This window comes from Mesorhizobium sp. NZP2298 (assembly GCF_013170825.1).
GTDB lineage: Bacteria > Pseudomonadota > Alphaproteobacteria > Rhizobiales > Rhizobiaceae > Mesorhizobium.
Genome location: NZ_CP033365.1, coordinates 3531835 through 3554443, shown reverse-complemented (window position 1 = coordinate 3554443; position 22609 = coordinate 3531835). Strand labels below are relative to the sequence as shown.

The 22609-nt window shown below is 64.1% G+C and carries 20 protein-coding genes; 10 read left to right on the top strand and 10 right to left on the bottom strand.

Annotated features, from left to right (window positions below):
• Positions 1-36 precede the first annotated feature (36 nt).
• The gene (locus tag EB231_RS17175) at positions 37-1023 is read left to right on the top strand and encodes a Dyp-type peroxidase (RefSeq protein WP_172349847.1); all 987 of its coding nucleotides are present in this window, start codon (positions 37-39) and stop codon (positions 1021-1023) included.
• Between the two features lie 33 nt (positions 1024-1056).
• Here EB231_RS17175 and EB231_RS17170 read toward each other — a convergent pair whose 3' ends face one another.
• Positions 1057-1578 (bottom strand): hypothetical protein, encoded by a 522-nt coding sequence (locus EB231_RS17170; RefSeq protein WP_172349846.1) that lies wholly within the window; start codon positions 1576-1578, stop codon positions 1057-1059.
• Positions 1579-1679: 101 nt separating this feature from the next.
• Complete coding sequence (locus EB231_RS17165) at positions 1680-3095, bottom strand: FAD-binding oxidoreductase (RefSeq protein WP_172349845.1); 1416 nt, start codon at positions 3093-3095, stop codon at positions 1680-1682.
• 185 nt (positions 3096-3280) lie between these two features.
• Here EB231_RS17165 and EB231_RS17160 point away from each other — a divergent pair, with 185 nt between their 5' ends.
• Positions 3281-3760 carry a thioesterase family protein gene (locus EB231_RS17160; protein ID WP_172349844.1) on the top strand — a complete coding sequence of 160 codons (480 nt, stop codon included), beginning with the start codon at positions 3281-3283 and terminating at the stop codon, positions 3758-3760.
• A 260-nt stretch (positions 3761-4020) separates the two neighbouring features.
• Positions 4021-4218: a hypothetical protein gene (locus tag EB231_RS17155; RefSeq protein WP_015317249.1), complete on the top strand. Its 198-nt coding sequence runs from the start codon at positions 4021-4023 to the stop codon at positions 4216-4218.
• A gap of 71 nt (positions 4219-4289) precedes the next feature.
• Here the strand turns inward: EB231_RS17155 and EB231_RS17150 are convergent, their stop codons facing one another.
• On the bottom strand, positions 4290-4817 hold the full coding sequence (locus EB231_RS17150) for an Lrp/AsnC family transcriptional regulator (protein ID WP_445299308.1): 528 nt from the start codon (positions 4815-4817) through the stop codon (positions 4290-4292).
• A gap of 41 nt (positions 4818-4858) precedes the next feature.
• Here EB231_RS17150 and EB231_RS17145 point away from each other — a divergent pair, with 41 nt between their 5' ends.
• From EB231_RS17145 to EB231_RS17135, 3 genes are all read left to right on the top strand, one after another.
• Complete coding sequence (locus EB231_RS17145; protein WP_172349842.1) at positions 4859-5767, top strand: EamA family transporter; 909 nt, start codon at positions 4859-4861, stop codon at positions 5765-5767.
• 144 nt (positions 5768-5911) lie between these two features.
• Positions 5912-7060: a histidine kinase dimerization/phosphoacceptor domain -containing protein gene (locus tag EB231_RS17140; protein WP_281411446.1), complete on the top strand. Its 1149-nt coding sequence runs from the start codon at positions 5912-5914 to the stop codon at positions 7058-7060.
• The gene (locus EB231_RS17135) at positions 7057-7503 is read left to right on the top strand and encodes a response regulator (RefSeq protein ID WP_172349841.1); all 447 of its coding nucleotides are present in this window, start codon (positions 7057-7059) and stop codon (positions 7501-7503) included. Before EB231_RS17140 ends, EB231_RS17135 begins: the two co-directional genes overlap by 4 nt.
• 4 nt (positions 7504-7507) lie before the next feature.
• On the opposite strand, the gene EB231_RS17130 is transcribed toward EB231_RS17135, so the two are convergent.
• Positions 7508-8401, bottom strand: coding sequence for a dienelactone hydrolase family protein (locus EB231_RS17130; protein WP_172349840.1), 894 nt, complete (start codon positions 8399-8401; stop codon positions 7508-7510).
• A gap of 267 nt (positions 8402-8668) precedes the next feature.
• Here EB231_RS17130 and EB231_RS17125 point away from each other — a divergent pair, with 267 nt between their 5' ends.
• Both EB231_RS17125 and EB231_RS17120 read left to right on the top strand, forming a co-directional pair.
• On the top strand, positions 8669-8824 hold the full coding sequence (locus EB231_RS17125) for a hypothetical protein (RefSeq protein WP_172349839.1): 156 nt from the start codon (positions 8669-8671) through the stop codon (positions 8822-8824).
• Positions 8825-8833: 9 nt separating this feature from the next.
• Positions 8834-9271 (top strand): hypothetical protein, encoded by a 438-nt coding sequence (locus EB231_RS17120; protein ID WP_172349838.1) that lies wholly within the window; start codon positions 8834-8836, stop codon positions 9269-9271.
• A 37-nt stretch (positions 9272-9308) separates the two neighbouring features.
• Here the strand turns inward: EB231_RS17120 and EB231_RS17115 are convergent, their stop codons facing one another.
• A complete protein-coding gene (locus tag EB231_RS17115) occupies positions 9309-11624 on the bottom strand; it encodes a glucose/quinate/shikimate family membrane-bound PQQ-dependent dehydrogenase (RefSeq protein ID WP_281411445.1) in 2316 nt (771 codons plus the stop codon).
• Positions 11625-11884: 260 nt separating this feature from the next.
• Between EB231_RS17115 and EB231_RS17110 the strand changes: the two genes are divergently transcribed.
• The gene (locus EB231_RS17110) at positions 11885-14554 is read left to right on the top strand and encodes an ATP-dependent helicase (protein WP_172349836.1); all 2670 of its coding nucleotides are present in this window, start codon (positions 11885-11887) and stop codon (positions 14552-14554) included.
• 41 nt (positions 14555-14595) lie between these two features.
• Here the strand turns inward: EB231_RS17110 and EB231_RS17105 are convergent, their stop codons facing one another.
• The 4 genes from EB231_RS17105 to EB231_RS17090 all read right to left on the bottom strand — a co-directional run bounded on the left by EB231_RS17105 (position 14596) and on the right by EB231_RS17090 (position 19797).
• Positions 14596-14910: a ferritin family protein gene (locus EB231_RS17105; protein ID WP_172349835.1), complete on the bottom strand. Its 315-nt coding sequence runs from the start codon at positions 14908-14910 to the stop codon at positions 14596-14598.
• A gap of 55 nt (positions 14911-14965) precedes the next feature.
• Positions 14966-15721 (bottom strand): bestrophin-like domain, encoded by a 756-nt coding sequence (locus EB231_RS17100; RefSeq protein WP_172349834.1) that lies wholly within the window; start codon positions 15719-15721, stop codon positions 14966-14968.
• Between the two features lie 98 nt (positions 15722-15819).
• Positions 15820-17373, bottom strand: coding sequence for a trimethylamine methyltransferase family protein (locus EB231_RS17095; RefSeq protein WP_172349833.1), 1554 nt, complete (start codon positions 17371-17373; stop codon positions 15820-15822).
• Positions 17374-17385: 12 nt separating this feature from the next.
• Entirely contained in the window at positions 17386-19797 is a 2412-nt protein-coding gene (locus EB231_RS17090; protein ID WP_172349832.1) for a GcvT family protein, read from the bottom strand.
• A gap of 295 nt (positions 19798-20092) precedes the next feature.
• Between EB231_RS17090 and EB231_RS17085 the strand changes: the two genes are divergently transcribed.
• Positions 20093-21568, top strand: coding sequence for an esterase-like activity of phytase family protein (locus tag EB231_RS17085; protein ID WP_172349831.1), 1476 nt, complete (start codon positions 20093-20095; stop codon positions 21566-21568).
• Between the two features lie 69 nt (positions 21569-21637).
• Here the strand turns inward: EB231_RS17085 and EB231_RS17080 are convergent, their stop codons facing one another.
• Positions 21638-22432 (bottom strand): L,D-transpeptidase, encoded by a 795-nt coding sequence (locus EB231_RS17080; RefSeq protein ID WP_172349830.1) that lies wholly within the window; start codon positions 22430-22432, stop codon positions 21638-21640.
• Positions 22433-22609 lie beyond the last annotated feature (177 nt).

Below are 22609 nucleotides of genomic sequence, written 5' to 3'. Positions count from 1 at the left end.
ATCTGAAACAAATCCGGGAAAAGCGGAGATTTTCGGATGTCGAGTAAGAACTGGGACCGTGTGCCGATCGATGCGCAGAGCGTCGATGCTCCGCTTTCGCAATCGGCGATTTTCCTCGTTGTCACGGTCGCCGCGGAACAGCCGGCCCTGGCCAAGGTTTGTTCCGTGCTCGGTGAGCTTGACGACCTGGTCAAGACTGTCGGGTTCCGCGACCTGGGCGGCCATCTGTCGTGCATTGCCGGCATCGGCCGCGATCTCTGGGACCGGCTCAGCCCCGGCCGGCGGCCGCTGGAACTGAAACCGTTCGCGCCGATCAAGGGAGCGGTCCATTCGGCGCCCTCGACACCGGGAGACCTCCTCTTCCACATCCGGGCCGAGCGGCCCGACATGTGCTTCGAGCTCGAGCGTATCCTGCTCGACAGGCTTGGTCCCGATGTGACCGTCGTCGACGAGGTGACCGGCTTTCGCTACTTCGACGCTCGCGACCTGCTCGGCTTCGTCGACGGCACCGCCAACCCGACCGGCCTCGACCTGCCCGCCTCGGCGCTCGTGGGCGACGAAGATGGCGACTTTGCCGGCGGCAGCTATGTCGTCGTCCAGAAATATCTGCACGATATGCAGGCCTGGGCGCGCATTCCAACGCCCGAGCAGGAGGCGATCATCGGCCGCACCAAGATCGACAACATCGAGATCGATGATGACGACGCGCCGCGCAAATCGCACAAGTCCCTGGCCACGATCGAGGATGCCGACGGCAACGAGTACGACATATTGCGCGACAACATGCCGTTCGGCCGGCCCGGGCAGAACGAGTTCGGCACCTACTTCATCGGCTACAGCAGGTACCTCTGGGTCACCGAGAAAATGCTGCAGCGCATGTATGTCGGCGACCCGCCGGGGGCTTACGACCGGCTGCTCGACGTCTCGACACCGCAGACCGGCACGACATTCTTCGCGCCGACCCGTCCCATGCTGCAGACCCTTGTCCAGAACGCGCAGGAGCAGCTTCCCGCTGGACGGTAAAGCGGCGGGCCGACAGCCATTGTCCGCGGGACCTCAGCGTGCGTCGCGCTTGGCTTGCGCCACCTTGCCTGCCTTGCGCTGCCGGCCGAGTTCCGCCGGCCGGACCAGATTCGACGCCCGCTTATTGGCCACGGAGCGCATGCCCTTGTGAGCCGTCCGTGAATTGTGAGACGGACCGTCCGATGGCGCACCTTGCTTCAAGGCCAACGCCTTGCTGGCGTTCCCGACCAGGGAAACGCGGGCCGCCAGTTGGCGCCGCCGTTCGGCCTCGCCATTCAGCCGCCGCATGGCCATGGCCAGCACGGCCAACTTCACCTGCGAGCCACCATCGGCCTTTGAAGCGGCAGCCCCTTTCGGCGCGCCCTTGCCACGGATCTCGCGCCGGCGGCGGTGCGCCTCGGCCTGCGCCTTGTCGCGCCGGTCCCGCAGCAGCTTGACCAGACCGGAAAGGTCGGCGTCGGAAAGGTCCTGCACCGCCGGATGGTGCGACTTTTCCACCAGTTCCTTTTCATCGGCGCTCAGCGCGCGCGCTTCTTCCTTGCGTGAAATGGCCATCACAGTCCTCCTCGGCTGGCGTGCCTGTTCTTTCAGGCTCGCCGCCTCGGGAGCCTCGACCCGAATGGTGGCGCGGTCAAGACGAGCCTTTTCGTGAAGCCCTACCCCACATCGGGCAGGATCTTGCCGGGATTCATGATGTTTTGCGGGTCGAGCGCCTGCTTGATGGTGCGCATGATGTCGACGCCGTGGCCGAGTTCGCGGCGCAGGAAGCCGATCTTGCCCTGGCCAATGCCGTGCTCGCCGGTGCAGGTGCCATCCATGGCGATCGCCCGCAAATTGAGCCGCGCGACGAACTTTTCCGACAGCGCTATCTCGTTCGGGTCGTTCACATCCATCAGCACCAGCACGTGGAAATTGCCGTCGCCGGCATGGCCGACGATCGGCGCGATCAGGCCCATCTCGGCGATATCGGCCTCGGTTTCGGTGACACACTCGGCAAAGCGCGAGATGGGCACGCAGACATCGGTCGACAGGCCCTTGGCGCCCGGCCGCAGCGTCAGCGACGACCAATAGGCGTCGTGCCTGGCCTTCCAAAGTTTGGTGCGCTCCTCGGCGACGCTTGTCCACAGGAACGGGCCGCCACCATTTTCCTCGGCGATCATGCCGAAAGTCTCGGCCTGTTCGGCAACGCCGGCATCGCTGCCGTGGAACTCCACGAACAGGCACGGGCTCTCGGGATAATCGAGTTTGGAATAATTCTTCATCGCCCGCATCTGCAGCGCGTTGACCAGTTCGATGCGCGCCACCGGAATGCCCATCTGGATCGTCGCGATGACGGCGTTGCAGGCCGCTTCGACACTCGGGAACGGACATACGCCGCCGGAGATTGCCTGTGGAATGCCTTGCAGCTTCAACGTCAGTGCGGTGATGATGCCGAGCGTGCCTTCCGAGCCGACCATAAGCCTGGTCAAATCGTAGCCGGCCGAGCTCTTTTTGGCCCGCTTGCCGGTCGTCACCGTCTCGCCATCGGCCATGACGGCCGTCAGCGACAGCACGTTCTCGCGCATCGTGCCGTAGCGCACCGCATTGGTACCGGAAGCCCGCGTCGCCGCCATGCCGCCAAGCGAGGCATTGGCGCCCGGATCGATCGGAAAGAACAGGCCGGTGTCGCGCAGATGCCGGTTCAGATCCTCACGTGTCACGCCAGGCTCGACCGTGCAGTCGAGATCCTGCGGGTTGACCGAAAGAATGCGGTTCATGCGCGACGTGTCGACCGAGATGCCGCCGCCCGGCGCGTTGGTATGGCCTTCCAGCGACGAGCCGACACCGAAGGCGATGACCGGCACGCGGTGCGCCGCGCAGGCGCGCACGATCTCCTGCACCTCGGCCGTCGTCTCCGGGAAAGCGACGCCATCGGGCGCCTGCGTCGGGATATAGGTGGTGGTGTGCGCGTGCTGCGAGCGGATGGCCTGGCCGGTCTGGAAGCGCTCGCCCAACTGTTGCTTGAGGATGCCGAGCACCGCCGCGATGCCTTCCTCATTGCGTTCGACCGGATTGAGGTCGCTCAGAGCCATGAATTCCTCCGCGAATGGACCAGCGCCCACGCTTGTTTTGCAGCTATGGATGCCTAAAGCAATTCCAGGAAAAGTGTGAAGCGCTTTTCCTGGGAAACCGCATGGCGCTTTCCCTAGGGAATTGCGTCAGAACAAAAAAGACCCCGCAGCCACGCTCTGTCCAGCACCAGAACAAGGAAGTTTCAATGTCCATCCCCGCCCCCTTCATCTCCAGGCCCATGGACATCGAGAAGGACTGGATCGATTACAACGGCCATCTCAACATGGCCTATTATAACGTCCTGTTCGACCGCTGCTCGGATGAGGCCTTCGAGGCGATGGGCGTGGGACTGGACTATGTGAAGCAACGGCGCCTCACCATCTACACCGCCGAAATCCATGTCTGCTACGTCCAGGAATTGCATCTCGACCACAAGGTCACGGTCTCCTTCCAGCTCATCGACCATGACGCGAAGCGGCTCAGGTCCTACCAGGAAATCCGCCATGTCGACGGCTGGCTCGCCGCCACGTCCGAGACGCTGTCGTTGCATGTCGACATGGCTGGGCCAAAGGTCGCGCCCTTCCCCGCCGATGTGCTGGCCAGGATCGAGGCCATCCGCGCCGCCCATTCGGTGCTGCCCATGCCGGAGCGCGCCGGCCGCGCCATCGGCATCAAACGCAAATAGGGCGAAGCCGATATCCATCCGGATTCGGCACGCCGAGGCATTGGGTCTGACTTCAAAGCCACACCCTGAACTCAAAATCACAGAGCCCCCAATATCCACCGGCAGCGGTGCTTGAAGCGGGTTTGGACCGGCGTTAACCTTACCGAGGTTTTAACGGGAAGAAGCCAATTGAGCCGTTGAACGACTCAGCGGAGCGGTCGAAAACCATCCGCATAGAGTTGTTTACGAGCGGCGGGGCGAAGCCGGTTCGAGGGACGTGCATGAAAACCGACATCAAGGTCGAGGTGGACAGGCTGGCCGCTGATCCGCGCATATCGGACTATGATTTCTGGCGTTCGCTCAAGAACGTCGACAACGAGATCTTCCATATCGCCAACAACAATGAGCCGATCCCGTTCGACATGATCCGCTGGCGCAGCATTTTGAAGCGCGCCCGCTTGAAGCGCGGCCACGCATAGCGTCCGCGAGTCGGCCTGAGAAAAATCGGGGCGACCAATTAAGTCGTGCCGTTTCATTAAGTCGTGCCGTTTCATGGCGATCGCCTGATTGCCGCCAGCGGCGAGCGGGCCACCACCGGCGATGACTGGATGATGGCCGTATTCGTCATCGCATAGGGGATGATGCGGTCGATCACCCGTTCGAGCTCGGCCACCGACCCGACATGAGCGAGCGCGATGAAGCAATCCTCGCCAGTCACCCGGTCGCATTGCGCGATCTCCGGCAACTCGCGGATGATATCGGCGACGACCGACAATTGTCCCGGCACTGGCCGGATGCGCAGCCACGCCGACAGCGTCAGGCCAAGCGCGGCGGGATTGATCCGGACGCAATAGGCTTCGATGACGCCATTCTCCTGCAGCCGCTTGATGCGCTCGGCGACACTCGGTGCCGACAGGCCGACCGAGCGCGCAAGCTCCGCCGTGCTGGTGCGCGCATCCTTTTCCAGCAGGCGCAGGATTTTCATATCCGCCGCGTCGAGATCGGGACTTTCAGTTCCAAGGCGTTTCAACGAAAAGCCCTTTCTTTCAGGAATGAAATTGCCGGATAAATCGGCCATTCATCATATAAAATAGAAAAACTGCCTGCGATACTGATCCGATGGACGATCAGACGCAAGCGCCCGCTGCCGGCCCGGCCCTCAACGGCCCCGTGCTCGACACCCTGGCGGCAAGGTTGCCGCCGCATGTCTGGTTCGGCGTCAGCGCAATCTTCCACTATCTCGGCCCGGCCTTCGCGGTGCTGCTGTTCCCGCATGTCGGCGTGCTCGGCATGGCATGGCTGCGCATCTCCACCGCGGCGCTGATCTTCGCGCCGCTGACGCGCCCGTGGCGAAGCTTCGCTCGCGCCGATCCCGCAACGCGCCTGCTGCTGATGGCTTTCGGCGTGTGCCTGGCGGTGATGAATTGCTCGTTCTACCTGGCACTCGACCGCCTGCCGATCTCGCTGGTGGCGGCGATCGAATTTGTCGGCACCATCGGCGTCGCGCTCGTCGGCCTCAGGAGCGCCCGCAACCTAGCTGCCCTCGCCGTCGCCGTCATCGGCACCTTGCTGCTCATCGACGTCAGATGGTCCGATGATCTCGTCGGCCTGTTCTGGGCCTTCCTCAACGGCGCGCTGTTTGTCGGCTACATCGTGCTCGGCCACCGCGTCGCCCGTTCCGGCGCCGGCGACGGCATTGCGGGCCTCGGCGCCGCCATGGCGGTCGCCTTCATCGTCGTGCTGCCGATCGGCTTCGCGGATGCACTACCCGCCTTTTTCTCACCACCGCTGCTGGTCGCCGCCATCGGCGTCGGCATCTGCTCCTCGGTCATTCCCTACATCTGCGACCAGCTTGCCATGTCGCGGTTGCCGCGCTCGAGTTTCGCCCTAATGCTGTCGCTGCTGCCGGTCACGGCAACGCTGATCGGCGTCATCGTGCTGCGCCAGATTCCGAGCTTTATCGATTGCCTCGGCATCGCACTGGTGGTTGCCGGTGTCGCCTTCCACAAGCCTGCATCCAGCAGCTAGCTGCCAGGAAAGCCTTTATCTTCAATTGCTTGTAGAACTGCCGAGTCGGTTCCCGATCTCGCCGGACTGCGACAAGACGCTCAATATTGAACCAATTTCGCCCTTGAGCCGTTGTCCCCTAAGAAAACGGCTTGGAGTGACACCATGGACTGGAAACGGACCAGGGAGCCAGCCGACGCTTGGCACATGACGGATGACCTTCATGTCGAGCACGGCAAGGGCGACCCGTTCGCGGCGGCCATCCGCGCCACCCGCATGTCGATGATCATCACTGATCCTCGACGGCCTGATAATCCGATCGTCTTTGCCAATGACGCCTTCCTGCGCCTGACCGGCTATGAGCGACAGGAGGTGCTGGGCAAGAACTGCCGCTTCCTGCAGGGGCCGAAAACCGACAAGGCCGCCGTCGGGCAAATCCGCAGGGCGATCGAAGACAACGCCGACGTCAGCGTCGACATCCTGAACTATCGCAAGGATGGTTCGACCTTTTGGAACGCGCTCTACATCAGCCCTGTCTCCAACGACAAAGGCGAAGTGCAGTTCTTTTTCGCCTCGCAACTCGACGTCTCGGACCGCAAGCGCTCGGAGCATCGCATCACGGCCGACAAGGATCGCTTCGAGAAAGCGGTGAAGGAACGCACCGCCGAACTGGAAGCAGCACTGGAGGCACAGACTACCCTGCTGCACGAGGTCGATCATCGGGTGAAAAACAATCTGCAGATGATCTCATCGCTCATCATCATGCAGCGCCGGACCATAAAGGATGAAGCGACCAGGCATTCGTTGACCACCATGCTGGAGCGCATCGAGGCGCTCAGCACCGTGCATCGCCGGCTCTACCAGTCGAAGGATGTCAGCCGGTTCGACGTTTCGGATTTCGCCAAGGACCTGGTGACGGATCTTCTGACGGCGTCGGGGCGATCCGGGATCAAGTCGAACCTTGAGCTCGAACCCATTGTGATTTCGGCAGAGAAGGCGACGCCTGTCGCGCTGATGGTCAATGAACTCGTCACCAATGCCTTGAAGCATGCCTTCAAGGAGGCGCCGGACGGGACCACCGCAGGGCGCATCGGCGTCAAGATGAGCCAGCCCGACGGCCATTTCAACATTGAGATCTCGGACGATGGCGTCGGGATGGCCGAAGCCAATGGCGATGCCTCTTTCGGCATGCGGCTGATCAAATCGCTCGCCCGCCAGCTGCACGCCGATATCGAATGGCGTGACGCCGGCCCCGGCACCACGGTCGTGATCTCGATGCCAAACGAACCGCAGCAAAAAGGGACTCTCTCATGACTGAACCACTCAAGGTCCTGATCGTCGAGGATGAAGCGCTGTTGGCGATGGAGCTGGAAAGCCTTGTCGAGGAAGCCGGCCATAGCGTCGTCGGCTGGGCGACGTCCTCGGCGCAAGCAAAAAGCATGGTCGAGTCCACGGATGCCGACATCGCCTTTGTCGACATCCATCTCACCGATGGCCCGACTGGTGTCGAGGTGGCCGAATATATCGGCGAGAAGAAGAACTCGATGGTGGTGTTCATGACCGCCAATCCGAAGCGCATTCCCGAGCATTTCGCCGGTGCGATCGGTGTCATCGCCAAGCCCTATACGATGAACGGGCTGACGTCGGCGTTGCGGTACCTGCAGGAGGGCGTGCGCCGCCCGCCTCCGGTTTCGACACGTCCAGCCGGCTTCACCCTGTCGCCGGCCTTCGCGGCGGTCTGGGCGCCAGCGGCCTGACGTCCTACGTCAGCTTCTGTTTCAGGAAGGCGATCGTCCTGCCCCAGGCGAGATCGGCCGCCTTCTTGTCGTAACGCGCAGCCGAGGTATCGTTGTTGAAGGCATGGTTGGCGCCTTCATAGACATAGACCGTGTATTCGACATGCGCGGCATCGAGCTCCTTCTGGAAGGCGTCGATGCCGGCATTGGTGCGATCGTCGAGGCCGGCATAGTGCAGCATCAGTGCGGCCCTGATCTTCGAAACATCGGCGGCCTTCGGCTGCATACCGTAATAGGCCACGCTCGCCGCGAGATCCGGCGCATTGACGGCCAGCATGTTGGCCGTGCCGCCGCCCCAGCAGAAGCCGATGGCGCCGACCTTGCCATTGCCGTCCTTGTCGTCCTTCAGGAGAGCGACGGTCGCCACGCCATTGGCGACCGTCTGCGCCGGGTCGAGCTTCGCGAACATGTCACGCGCCTTGTCCTCATCGGCGGGCGTGCCGCCAAGCGGCGACAGGAAGTCCGGCGCCAGCGCCACGAACCCCTCCAGCGCCACGCGCCGGGCCACGTCGCGTATATGCGGGTTGAGCCCCCTGTTTTCATGGATGACGATGACGGTGCCGAGTTTGCCGGCCTGGTTTGCCGGTTTGACCAGATAGCCCTTCATATCGCCCCCGTTGCCGGGATAGCTGATCTCCTCGCCTTTCACCCGTGGATCGTTGTCGGCAACGATTGCCGCCTGGGCGGAGTTCGCCGCCAGCATCGGCACGATCGCGACCGCCGCGGCACCCGATCCGGCAAGCCTGGTCAGTTGTTCCATGAAGTGCCGGCGGTCGAGCGTCAGATGCGTGTATTCGTCATAGGCGTCGATCATCGCCTGGGTGACGGCGGGTTTGTCGCTGGCGGTGGATTTGGTCATCGGCGCACTCCTCGATCTCGCTATCTCGATGCGATGTCTTGCCGTTCGCAAGATAGGGGCGAGCCTTGTATCGTCCAGTCACGGCCCGGTGAGACACCCATCTCTCCCGGCGAGCCGCGGCAACATCATCCCAATCTGGCATCATCACAATTTGGTCATCGGCGACAAATCTTGATGGCGCTGCCACAATAGTAGGGGAAACTGACCATACGGCCGCCCCATGGCGCGGCCACGGTCCTGAAAGGCCAGAGCTGAAGGAAGCCGCCGATGACCATGCCCTCGCCGATCCTGGCAACCGCCTTTATCGTTGCCGCAGCCGCGATCCTGACGATGCGCGCGGCCGTTGTAGCGGCGAGCCGGAAGTCCATGGTCAAGGTCCGCGGCCGCCAGCGCCATCCGGCAAACACGAAAACCCAAGGTTGAGGTGAAGTCATGGACGTACAGGATATCGTGAACACCGTTTCGCAGAAGGCCGGCCTTGACCAGGCAACGACGGAAAAGGTCGTCGGCACCATCTTCTCGGTGCTCGAGCACGAGGCGGAAGGCACCAGCGCCTCATCCTTCTTCGCCAAGATTCCGGGCGCCGATGCACTGGCGCAGAAATATGACGTCATGGCCGCCGCCCCCGCCGGCGGCGGTGGCGGCTTCCTGTCCTCGCTGCAAGGCGCGCTTGGCGGCGTTCTCGGCGAGAAAGCGGGCGCGCTGGTCAACGGCCTCGCCGCCCTCAAGGCATCCGGCCTCGATCTGGCGCAGATCCAGAAGGCTGGCGCCACACTGGTCCAGCAGGCCGAAACCGCTGCCGGCCCCGATCTGACCAACCAGGTGCTGGGCTCGGTGCCCAGCCTGAAGAGCCATCTCGGACTCGGCTGACCGTCAATTCGCCGAGCTTGCCTCCAGGCAACCCCGTCTACTTGGGCAGCGCGTAAGCCATCACATAATCCCCCGGCTTGGTGCCGACCGAGCCGTGGCCGCCGGCAACGATGACCACGAACTGGCGTCCGTCGGCGACCGTATAGGTCATCGGCGTCGATTGCCCGCCGGCCGGCAGCCGCGCCCGCCAGAGTTGCTTGCCCGACGTCAGGTCGTAGGCGCGCAGATAATCGTCGACCGCGGCCCCCAGGAAAGCGACACCACCGGCTGTGATCATCGGCCCACCAATGCCGGGCACCCCGACCTTCAGCGGCAACGGCAGCGGCGTCATGTCATAGACGGTGCCGTTGCGGTGCTTGTAGGCGATTGTGCCGGTTCTCAGATCGACGCCGGCGACATATCCCCAGGGCGGCGCCTGGCAGGGAATGCCGAGCGGCGACAGGAACGGTCCCATCACCACCGCATAGGGTGCGCCCTCATTGCGGTTCAAGCCCTGTTCGCTGCCGCGCCCTCCATCCGGTGGCGGCACCTGGTCGCGCGGGATGAGTCGCGACTTGAACGCCAGATAGGTCGGCATGCCGAACATTACCTGCCGAACCGGATCGACCGCGACGCCGCCCCAGTTGAAGGTGCCGAAATTGCCGGGATAGATCAGCGAGCCCTGTACGGAAGGCGGCGTATAGCGGCCTTCGTAACGCAGGCCCTGAAATTCGATTCGGCAAGCCAGCTGGTCGAACATGGTGATGCCCCACATGTCGGCTTCGGTCAGCGGCTTCGGGTTGAAGGAGAGATCGGACGAAGGCTGCGTCGGCGACGCATGGTCGCCCTCGATGGCGCCGCCGGGCGCCGGCACTTCCTTGACCGCGATCACCGGCTCGCCGGTGCGCCGGTCGAGCACATAGAGGTCGCCCTGCTTGGTCGGCCCGACCAGCGCGGGCACGATCGTGCCGTCGGCCTTGGTGATGTCGATCAGGCTCGGCTGCGCCGGCACGTCCATGTCCCAGAGGTCGTGGTGCACGGTCTGCCGCACCCATTTCAACTGCCCGGTATTGAGATCGAGCGCGGTGATCGAGGAGGAGAACTTCTCGACATTGGCGCTGCGTCCGGCGCCGAGCTGGTCCGGCGTCTGGTTGCCGAGCGGCACGTAAAGCAGGCCAAGCTTCTCGTCGGCGCTCGGCGTCGACCACATGTTGGGCGAGTTGGCGGTGTAGGTCTGGCCGGCCGGCAGCGGCGTCGTCTCGTCCGGATTGCCTGAATCCCAGTTCCACAGCAGCTTGCCTGTGCCCGCATCATAGGCGCGGATAACGCCCGACGGCTCCTGCGTCGAATAATTGTCGTTGACCGCGCCGCCGACGATGATCTTGCCGCCGGCAATCAGCGGCGCCGAGGTCGAATAGTAGTAGCCCGATTTCGGGTATGGCATGTTGGTCAGGAGGTTGAGCGTGCCGGCCTCGGCGAAGGCGGGACAGACCTGGCCGTTGGCGGCATCGAGCGCGATCAGCCGGGCATCCGAGGTCGGCAGGTAGACGCGGGTCGCGCAGGGCTGGCCGGCGGCGCCAGCGGCACCGGCATAGTAGGACACGCCGCGGCAGGTCTGGTGCTGGCGGTCCTTGTCGAGCTTGATCTTGGGGTCGTAGCGCCATTTTTCCTTGCCGGTCGCGGCGTCGACCGCGATGGCGAAATTGTGCGGCGTGCAGATGTAGAGCGTGTCGCCGACCTTGAGCGGCGTCACCTGATAGGTGGTCTCGCCGACATCGTCCGGCCCCTTCACGTCGCCGGTGCGATAGGTCCAGGCCGGCTGCAGATTGGCGACATTGTCGGGCGTGATCTGGTCAAGCGGCGAATAGCGCTGGCCGAATTGCGTGCGCCCGTAGAAGTGCCATTCGCCGGCCGGCACATCGTTGCCCAGATTGGCGTTTGGGGTCACCTTGTCGGTGTCGAGCGCGCCGGCGATGTCCTTCGGGTCCGTGGTCATCGAATAGCCGGCCACCGCCAGCGAGGCCAGCACGGCCAGGATCAGCGGCGCGCGCCCATCAGGACCGGCAAGGCCCCGCCGCGCCCACGGCGTCAGCAGCCATAGCGCCACCAGCACGATGATGCCGCCGCGCGGGCCGAGTTCCCACCAGTCGAAGCCGGTTTCCCAGACCGCCCAGGCCAGAGTGCCGAGCACGATCGCCGCGTAGAGCCACAGCGCGGTGGAGCGGCGCCGGTAGAACAGCCAGGCGGTGATCAGGAACGCGAGACCTGATATGATGTAGTACCAGCTGCCGCCCAGCGAGGCCAACCAGATGCCGCCAGCGCCAAGCGCCAGACCGAGAAGAAAGAGAACAAGGGAGGTGATGGTGACAGCCAAGATGATACTCCTTCGACTGTTGCGCGCCTCGCGCGGCCATGGGCAACCCGGCATTGCGCTCCTGCCCGGTACACAACTTTCTCCCGCCCGCCTCGCCTGTCAAGCTTGGGCCACGAGCCGAAAGGCAGCGCTCGGTCCGGCTGCAAATGCGCGGCGGGCTGAGCGTCATGCGTGCCAAGGTGACCGGATAAGCCACTTTACCGGGAACAAAACGTAGACAGTTCTGGTCTTTCCCAACCGAATCACTACATTCGGGGGCGATGTCCGGCTTTTCCGAAGACATGCCCTTCTTCGACGAACCCAATGCGCGGCCCACGGCCCCGTCGGGCATTGCCGCGCGCGCCATGGCTGCCCGCGGCGGCCACAACAATGCGCCGGACTATCTCCGGGGGCTGAATCCGGAACAAAGGCTGGCGGTGGAGACCACCGAGGGTCCTGTTCTGGTGCTGGCCGGCGCCGGCACCGGCAAGACGCGCGTGCTCACCACCCGCATCGCCCATATTCTCGCCACGGGAAAAGCCTTCCCCTCGCAGATTCTGGCCGTGACCTTCACCAACAAGGCCGCGCGCGAGATGAAACAGCGCATCGGCATCCTGATCGGCGAAGGCAATGTCGAGGGCATGCCGTGGCTGGGCACCTTCCACTCGATCGGCGTGAAGCTGCTGCGCCGCCATGCCGAGCTCGCCGGTCTGCGTTCCGACTTCACCATCCTCGACACCGACGATGTCGTGCGGCTGATCAAGCAGCTGATCCAGGCCGAGGGACTCGACGACAAGCGCTGGCCGGCCAAGCAGTTCGCGCAGATGATCGACGGCTGGAAGAACAAGGGCCAAGGACCGGCCGATATCGCCGAGGGCGACGCGCGCAGCTTCGCCAATGGCAAGGGCCGCGAACTGTACAAGGCCTATCAGGAGCGCCTGCAGACGCTCAATGCCTGCGACTTCGGCGACCTGCTCTGCCACCCGATCCGCATCTTCCGCGCCAATCCGGATGTGCTGAAGGACTACCACCGGCGCTTCAAATACATCCTCGTCGACGAATACCAGGACACCAACACCGCCCAGTACATGTGGCTGCGCCTTTTGGCACAGCGGCCGGACAGCGGGCGCGGATCAACGTCGACGGATCTGCGATCGGCCGAAGGCCGCAAGCCCGACCGGGCGTCCGAGCCGTTGCGAGGCCCCCGCGGAGGGCCCGCGCCGGCAGGCGCGGAACAGCCCGTGAGCGATAACAAAGTCAACATCTGTTGCGTCGGCGACGACGATCAGTCGATCTATGGCTGGCGCGGCGCCGAGGTCGACAACATCCTGCGCTTCGACAAGGATTTCCCGGGCGCCACCATCATAAGGTTGGAGCGCAACTACCGCTCGACCGCGCATATCCTTGGCGCGGCTTCGCATCTCATCGCCTACAATGAGGGCCGTTTCGGCAAGACGCTGTTCACCGACCGCAACGACCCCGAGGACGGCAAGGTCAATGTCCACGCCGCGTGGGATTCCGAGGAGGAAGCCCGCGCCATCGGCGAGACCATCGAGGCCTATCAGCGCGAGAAGCATAATCTGAACGACATGGCGATCCTTGTGCGCGCGTCCTTCCAGATGCGCGCCTTCGAGGACCGCTTCATCACGCTCGGCCTCAACTACCGCGTCATCGGCGGCCCGCGCTTCTACGAGCGCATGGAAATTCGCGACGCGCTGGCCTTCTTCCGCGTCGTCGCCAACGGCGGCGACGACCTCGCCTTCGAGCGCATCGTCAATGTGCCGAAGCGGGGCCTGGGCGAAGCCACCATCCGCCAGATCCACGACACGGCGCGTGCGCTGCGCATTCCGATGCTGGAGGCCGCCGGCAATCTCGCCGAAAGCGACGAGTTGAAGCCGAAGCCGCGCGCCGCATTGCGCGAAGTGGCCGCCAATTTCGAACGCTGGGCAAAGGCGCTGGAAACCACGCCGCACACCGAGCTCGCCGAGACCATTCTCGAAGAGAGCGGCTACACCGACATGTGGAAGAACGACCGCTCGGCCGAAGCGCCGGGGCGGCTGGAGAATCTCAAGGAACTGATCCGCTCGATGGAGGAGTACGAGTCGCTGCGCTCCTTCCTCGAACACGTGGCGCTGGTCATGGATGCCGAGCAGAATGCCGGGCAGGACGCCGTCTCGATCATGACGCTGCATTCGGCCAAGGGCCTCGAATTCGAGACGGTTTTTCTCCCTGGCTGGGAGGAAGGCCTCTTTCCCCACCAGCGCGCGCTCGATGAAGGCGGCCGCTCCGGTCTGGAGGAAGAGCGCCGGCTGGCCTATGTCGGCCTCACCCGGGCCAAGAAGAACCTGCATATCTGGTTCGTCTCCAACCGCCTCATCCACGGGCTCTGGCAATCGACCATCCCGTCGCGCTTCCTGGAGGAGCTGCCGGAGGCCCATGTCGAGGTCGCGGAAAGCGGCAACAGCTATGGCGGCTATGGCAATTCCTACGGCGGCGGCTCATTCGCTTCCGGTCGTGGTGGCCGCCAGAACCCTTATGGCGCGTCGCGTTTCGACAATGTTGGCGCCAACAATGGCGGCGCGGAGAAATCCGGCGCCTTCTCCAACACCTATTCGACGCCCGGCTGGCAGCGCGCACAGGCCAATCGCACCGAAGCGACCGACCGCAACTGGGGCTCGCGCTCCGGCCACCAGGTCGAGCGCATCGGCTATGGCGAGACCGACAGCGGCTACGGCGCCGGCCGCACGAGCGTGAAGGGCCGCACCATCGATGGCGAACTGGTCGCCAAATCCGTCTCCGACACGCCGTCCGCCTTCAGCGTCGGCGACCGCGTCTTCCACCAGAAATTCGGCAACGGCAATATCTCGGCCATCGAAGGCAACAAGCTGACCATCGACTTCGACAAGGCAGGGCAGAAACGCGTGCTGGACGGGTTCGTCGCGGCGGTGTGAACCGAACCCCGCGGGCTTCGCGCAAAAGTCGGCGAAGGCAATCAATCCACCTTCTTCTCGCCCCGCTCGCCGGCCTTGACGATGTCGCCCGTCGTGAACAGGATTTCCTTCAGTTCCGCCCGCCAGTCCTGCTTCTGGCGCAGCAGGAATTCCAGATCCATGCCGAAATGCTTGAACTCCTCGCCCTGCGCGTTCTTCATGATCGCGCGGGCCTGAGGATCCTTTTCCACCGAAATGCGCTGTTCGTACCAGCCGATGGCTTCCGCCTCCTCGATCAGCGAGGTGATCATGCGGGCAAAGGTCCGCACCTTCTGCGACAGTTCTTCAGGAGGTTCGTGATACTGGTCGAAACCCATGTCGTCCTCCGATGGTTCATTCCCATGAATGCCTGGGAATGCCGCCGGTTCCGCATCATCGCTGCAATTCCGCCAATGCCCGCTCCAGCGGCGCCGACGAAATCTGGATCGGGCCGGAGAACGGCACATCCATGTCGAGGATCAGGTAGATCGCCCCGGCGATCAGCGCGGCCGACACCATGAGGGTTCCTGCGGTGATTGTATTCTTCGGTGCCCTGAACCCGAAACTGGCGAAGATCAGCGCCAGCCAGGTAACCAGCATGGCGATCAGCGGCCAGGGAATCGTGCCCTCCGACTGCTCGACCAGGATCCAGCGCAATTCCAGCACCTTCTGCAGGCGCTGGCGTCCGTCCTGCAGAAGGGAACCGTGTACAGCGTCGGGAGGGGTCAGCCCATTGAGCCGTGAGCCGATCTCCGTCAGCAGACGTTCGGACAACTGGTTGGCGGCGATAGTCGTCTCGCTGTCTTGTGACGAGGTGTCTACCACCCTTTGCATATAGGCGACCAACGGTTGGCGCACCGCGTCGGTTTCCGGGCCATACAGCCGCAGTGTCCTGTCGAGCAGGATCAGCTCCGTCGCATAGGCGTGCACATTGTGATCGATCGATTCGAAGGTGTTCTTGGCCGAGTTGATCATCAGGCCGAGCATCAGTGAGGTCATGACCCCGAACAGATTGGCGGCGAGCCGAACCACCGCGTTCGTGTCGTCATCACGATGTCTGGCCGGCAATCTCGGCCAGATCGCCATGCTGGCGAACGCCGACGCCGCCAGGCACAGGAAGATCACCATTGCGATGAAGGCTTCGAGCATCGCTCATCTCTGCACGGGACGCACCAATTGCCAATGGCGGGAACCGATCCACCGAAAAGTTCCCGCAGGCATCACGCGTCTTGGGGCTTACTCACCGCTCACGAAACCGGTGCGGCTCCGCCCTCTTCGGTGCGCCGCGCGATGAATTCGTCGAGCACGCCCGATGTGGCGGCAGCCGATGCGGGTGGCTCGAAATCGGCAACCGCGCGCCGCCAGACACTGGTGGCGCGCTCGCTGGCGGTCTTTGATCCGCTTTGCGTCCAGTTGCCGAAATTCGACCAGTCGGCCACCAGTGGCTCATAGAATGCGGTGCGGTAGCGCGCCATCGTGTGGCCGGCCGAGAAGAAATGCCCGCCAGGTTGCACTTCGGCGATCGCCTCGAAGCCGATCGAATCATCGTCGCCGGGCGTCGCGGCGCAGAGTTCCGCGACCGTCTGCAGCGCCTCGATATCGGTGATCATCTTCTCGAAAGAGACACTCAGGCCGCCTTCCAGCCAGCCGGCGGCATGGATGCACATCGTCGCCCCGGCCAGCACCGAGCCCCACAGAGCGAACTGCGTTTCGTGCGCTGCCTGCGCATCCGAAATGTTGGCCGCACTGCCGCCGCCCGACCGCCAGGGCAGTCCAGTGAAGCGCGCCAATTGGCCGGCGCCCAGCGTCGCCTTGACATGCTCCGGCGTGCCGAAGGCCGGCGCTCCCGATTTCATGTCGACATTGGAGGAGAAGGAACCGTAGACGACCGGCGCACCGGGCCGTACGATCTGCGCCAGCGTCAGGCCCGCCAGTGCCTCGGCATGCTGCAGCGCCAGCGCGCCGGCGACCGTGATCGGCGCCATCGCACCCGCCAGGCAGAACGGCGTGATGACGGAGACCTGGCCGGCTCTTGCGAAATCGATGATGCCTTGCGCCATCGGAATGTCGAGCTGGCGCGGCGAGTTGGTGTTGATGACGGTGTAGCAATGCGCGTTCGCCAGGAATTCGTCCGGCGACAGGCCGCGCGCCAACCGGATCATCTCGAACCCGTCCTCGACCTGCGGCGTGCCGCGCGCGAAGACGAACGGAAACTTGTCGGACAGCGTCAGTTGCGCGCGGTTGACGGCATAGTGGCGAAGGCGGTTGTCGACATCCTGCGGCTCGATGCAGGGGCCAAGCATATGCAGCACGTCGAAATGCTGCACCAGCCGCAGCAAATCCTCGAAATCTGCCAGCGTACCCGGCCGGCGGCCACGTTCGAGATCGGTGACGTTCGGCGCCCCGCATCCGGCCAGGAAGGTCATCGATCCGAGTTCCAGCGTCAGATCGCGGGAACGGTCGCCGGCTTGCGCCTGGATCGATTTCGGCGCCGAGGCGAGTGCCGCCGCCACCATGTCGCGGCCGATGCGCACCATGTCGGTGTCCGGGTCGACCAGGGCGCCGGCGCTGGCAAAAAGCTCTCGTGCCTGCGGCAGCAGCACCTTGATGCCGAGCTCTTCCAGCACCCGCAGCGCCGTGTCGTGGATGGCGGCGACCTGGTCGTCGGAAAAGATCGGTTGCGGCAGGAACGGGTTCTTCAGCGACCGGTAATTGGGTCGGCGGCTGCTTTCGCTGCCGGCTTCGCCCGTGCGTCCGCGCCGGCGTTCGCGCCTGCTGTCTCGTGCCGCGTCATCGACCATCGAAAATCCTCCTCATTGCCGCATCGCCTTGCCCGAGGGATCGTAGGGCGACGCCGCGATGATCCGTGCCGGCCGTTCGACGCCGACAATGTGCACCGAAAGCGCCACCCCCTCCTCGGCAAAATCGTCGTCGACCAACGCCAGCGCGACGCTCTTGCCGATCGTGTAGCCAAAACCGCCCGAAGTGACGAAGCCGACGCGCCGGCCGCCGTGCCAGACCGGCTCGAAGCCGCTGGCGTCGGCATCGAGCGCATCGATCTCCAGCGTCACAATCCGCTGGACGGCACCGGCTTCGCGCGCCTTCAGCGCCGCCTCGCGACCGACGAAATCGCCCTTGTCGAAGGCGATGAAGCGGTCGAGGCCGGTCTGGCCTGGCGTGTAGCCCTGCGTGAATTCACGCGACCAGATGCCGAAGCTCTTCTCCAGCCTGAGCGCATTGAGCGCGTAGTAGCCGACCTCGGCGAGACCAAGATCCTCGCCTGCCGCGAGCAGCGTGTCACGCAGCGTGGCATGCATGGTAACCGGGCAACTGATCTCGAAGCCGAGCTCGCCGGCGATAGAGAGGCGGGCAACCCGCGCCCGCACCATGCCGATGTCGAACGCGCCGCACGCCATGAACGGCAGTGCGGCGACGGAGACGTCCTGATGTGTTGTACGCTCCAGGATTTTCCGCGCATTCGGCCCGGTCAGCAGGAAGCCGCCCGTCGCGTCGGAAATGTCGGTGACCGCGGCGCCCTCTCCTGCCTGGCTCTCGAACCAGCGCATGTGGAATTCCCTGAGATAGTAGGAACCCATCAGCCAATAGTCACTGCTGCCCCAATTGATCACGGTGAGGTCGCCCTTCAGCCGTCCGTCCGGCCCGAGCATCGGCGCCAGCCGCGCCTGTCCCGCCGTCGGCAGCTTGCAGGCCAGCAGCCGGTCGAGCCATGCCTCCGCATCCGCGCCGGACACCGCATAGCGTGAATAGGCCGAGATATCGACGAGGCCGGCGGCACGCCGGACTTGCAGCGCCTCGTCGCCGACGATGTCGAAGGCGTTGGAGCGCTTGAGCGTGGTGTTCTCGCGAAAACCCATCGGCGCGAAATAGGCCGGGATTTCCAGCCCCCACGATGCCGTCCATTCGCAACCCGCGGCACTCATGCCGTCATAGGCGCCAGGGCGTTTCAGCGGCCTGCCGGCTGGCAGGCGCTCATTGGGAAAGGTCATGACGAAACGGCGCGAATAGAACTGCCGCGTCGTTTGCTTCAGATATTCGCGATTGGCGGCGAAGGCGCCGTAGCGGGCAATGTCCATGCCGAAAATGTCGGCCTGCGGCTCGCCGTAAATCATCCATTCGGCCAGCGATTTGCCGACGCCCCCGCCCTGGCTGAAGCCCGCCATGACGCCGCAGGCGACCCAGTAGTTCTTAAGGCCACGCACCGGTCCGACGATCGGGTTGCCGTCGGGCGTGAAGGTGAAGGCGCCGTTGACCCATTTGCGGATGCCGGCGCTCGCCAGGCAGGGAAAGCGCTCATGCGCCTTGGCGAGTTCCGGGCTGATGCGGTCGATGTCTTCCGGGATCAACTCGATCCCGTAATCCCAAGGCGCGCCGTCCATGTTCCAGTGCTTCGGGTTCTGCTCGTAGACGCCAAGCAGCACGCCCTTGCGCTCTTGCCTGAGGTAGGAAAAGCCGTCGAGGTCGACGGCGATGCCGATTTCCCGGTCAAGTGCCGCGATCTCCGGAATGTCCTCGGTGATGAAATAGTGGTGCTCCATCGGCGTCACCGGCAGGTCGACGCCGGCCATGCGGCCGAGCTGCTTGGCCCACAGCCCGCCGGCGTTGACGACATGCTCGGCGACGATTGTGCCCTGTTCGGTGACGACGTCCCAGTGGCCGTCCGCGCGAGACTTCAACTCGACGACACGGTTGCGCAGGATCACCTCGGCACCGCGCTTCTTCGCGGCGCCCGCATAAGCATGTGTCGTGCCGTAGGGGTCGAGATGGCCTTCGTTGGAATCATGCAGGCCGCCGAGTACGCCGGCGACATCGACGATCGGGCAGATCGCCTTGATCTCTTCCGGGGTCACCAGCCGCGCGCTTTCGATGCCGACCGACTGGAACACCGCCCAGGCCGATTTCAGCCACTCCCAGCGCTGGGGGTCGCTGGCGATATTGACGCCGCCGGTCATGTGCAGGCCGATGTCCTGGCCGGACTCGGCTTCGATCTCGCGATAGAGATTGATGGTGTAATCCTGCAGCGCCGCGACGTTGGGATCGGCATTGAGCGCATGAAATCCGGCCGCCGCATGCCAAGTCGAACCGGCCGTCAATTCGGCGCGCTCGATCAGCGCCACATCGGACCAGCCGAATCGCGTCAGATGGTAGAGCACCGAGGCGCCGACCACCCCACCCCCGATGACCACTGCGCGATAATGCGGCTTCAAGGCTTTCCTCCCGGTCCGTCAGAAGCCGCACCATATACGCGCTGTACATAAGTGTCTAGTACTGCGCTTGCCCACCCAAATGGATGCGGCAGTGATCAAATTCTCGCCTCGAGCGCATGTCCTCACAGGGCAATGAACACGCCGGCGGGCATACGTGCCGCGCTGTCACGCAAGCATCATGTTCGCGCCGTAGACCGCTTTCGGGGGACGGCACGCGGCATCATCGATGTGCCGCCTCCTTGAGCTTTTTCGTTCTTCGGCCGCTCCGGCACATCCGCCACCAAGAGGACTATCCATGAAACACCTGCACCGAACCGTCTCGCTCGGCGTCGCGCTGGCCTTGTTCACCGCCTTGACGCCGGCGCTCGCCGACAGCACCGCGACCGTCGGCGCCACCAGCTTTGTCAACAAGGGCCTGGTTGGCGTCGGTCGCATCCCGGCGGCACAGCGCGACAAGTTCGTCGAGACGTTCGGCTCAGGCTCCGGCATGTCGATCGACGCCGCCGGCTGGACGCATGACGCGGGCACCTACAAGGGTTCGCTCTGGTTGCTGCCGGATCGCGGTTACAATGTCGCCGGCACCACCGACTACCGGCCGCGCCTTAACACCATCGACATCGAATTCACGCCGACAGCACCGGGTGCCGCTGGCCAGGAGCAGACAGGCGTGAAGGCAACGCTTGGCGACACCTTGCTGCTCACCGACGACAAGGGCACTGATGCCAGCGGCCTCGATCCGCTGTCGGATGTGCGTGCCGCGGCTGGCGACATGCCGATCCTGCCCGCCGCCACCAACGGCAAGCTCGCCCTCGACAACGAGGCGATCGTGCGGCTGCCCGACGGTTCGATGTTCATCTCCGATGAATATGGCCCGAATATCTACCGGTTCTCCGCGCAAGGCCGTCTGATGTCGGCGACCCAACCGCCGGCGGCGCTGGTGCCGATGCGCAAGGGCGCGCCGAACTTCTCCTCTGACAATCCCGGTCCAGGTGCCGCCGAACCCGCTCCGAAGGATCCCGATACCGGCCGCCAGAACAACCAGGGCCTGGAAGGCATGGCGATGACGCCGGACGGCAAGTTCCTGATCGCCGTGCTGCAGTCGGCGACCAGGCAGGACGGCGGCGATTCACCTTCGACCCGGCAGAACACACGGGCGCTGGTCTATGACGCCTCCGATCTCGCCCATCTCAAGCTGGCGCACGAATATGTCGTGCCGCTGCCTGTGTTCAAGGACGCCAAGGGCAAGACCAAGGTCGCCGCCCAAAGCGAGATCGTGGCGTTGTCGGACACGGCGTTCCTCATGCTGGCGCGCGACAGCGGCAACGGCCAGGGCCTGAAGGGCGATACATCACTCTACCGCGAAATCAGCATCGTCGATGTCTCGGCCGCGACCGACATTGCCGGCGGTCCTTTCGACGCCGCGGACAAGCCGCTCGCCCCCAAGGGCGTACTCGACCCGTCGGTGACGCCGGCCAAGCTGACCCCGTTCATCGACGTCAACGACAATGCCGAGCTTGGCCGCTTCGGCCTGCACAATGGCGCCCCGAACGACCACAATAACCTGTCCGAGAAGTGGGAAGCGATGTCGCTGGCGAGCGTGCTCGATCCGAAGCTGCCCGACGATTATTTCCTGTTCGTCGCCAATGACAACGACTTCCTCGCCCAGGACGGTTTCCAGGTCGGCGCGCCCTACAAGGCCGACGACGGCGCCAATGTCGACACCATGTTCCTGGTCTATCAGGTCACGCTTCCCGGCCTCGCCAAGAAGTAACGCATACAAAGGGCGGGCGCGCCCGGCGCGTCCGCCTGAGCGACCTCGAACGGCTGACCGTGAGGACGCCTACTTCAGGAACTCCGCGTCCTTCGGCACGCCCGCATCGATCGGCTCGGCCGTCCTGCTCGACACGGCCATCATCTTGCCGGCGGCCGACAGGTTCGGGCGGACGAAGACCTGTGCGGGACCGTTGACGCGGCTGTAGAGGTCGATGATGTCCTGGTTCATGAAGCGCACGCAGCCCGACGAGGCATTCTTCCCGATGGAATCCCACTCCGGCGTGCCATGCAGCCGGTACATCGTGTCCTTGCCGTCACGGAACAGATAGAGGGCGCGGGCGCCCAGCGGGCTCTGCGGGCCGGGCGGCATGCCGTCCTTGTATTTCGCCAGTTCCGGCCGGCGCTGGATCATCTCCGGCGGCGGCGTCCACACCGGCCACTTCTTCCTCGCCTGCACCACGGCGCTGCCGGTCCATCCAAAACCGGCCTTGCCGAGACTGACGCCGTAGCGGATGGCCTTGCCGCCATCGCGCACCAGATACAGGAAGTGCTCGGAGACATCGACGACGATGGTGCCGGGTTTCTCTCCGGTCGGGTCGGCCACGATCTGGCGCACGAACTTCGGATCGAGCTTGGCCACCGGGATTGCCGGCAGTTGATAACCCTCATCGGTGCGCGCCGCGTACATGCTTGCGGCATCGCCGAACGCCGCATCGGGTGGCGCCGCGGCCACCGGCGGCGGCGGCGTTGCCACATCCGTCGTGGTGCAGGCCGAAAGAGCCATGGAGGCCGCACCCAAAGCGGACGCACCAAGAAACGCGCGCCGGCTCAGGCGCTCGGAAAACAGCGGAATATCGGACATGATCCCCCCGGCTTGTCCATATCTGATAAGGATATGCGGGCCCCACGCCCCAAGGATCAATACCCCATTCCGGGAGCTTTGAGAACATGATCGGACCAAAGCAATTCCAGGAAAATGCGTTCGGTTTCCCAGGCAGAGCGCATATCGCTTTCCACCTTTGGAATTGCGTCACACAGG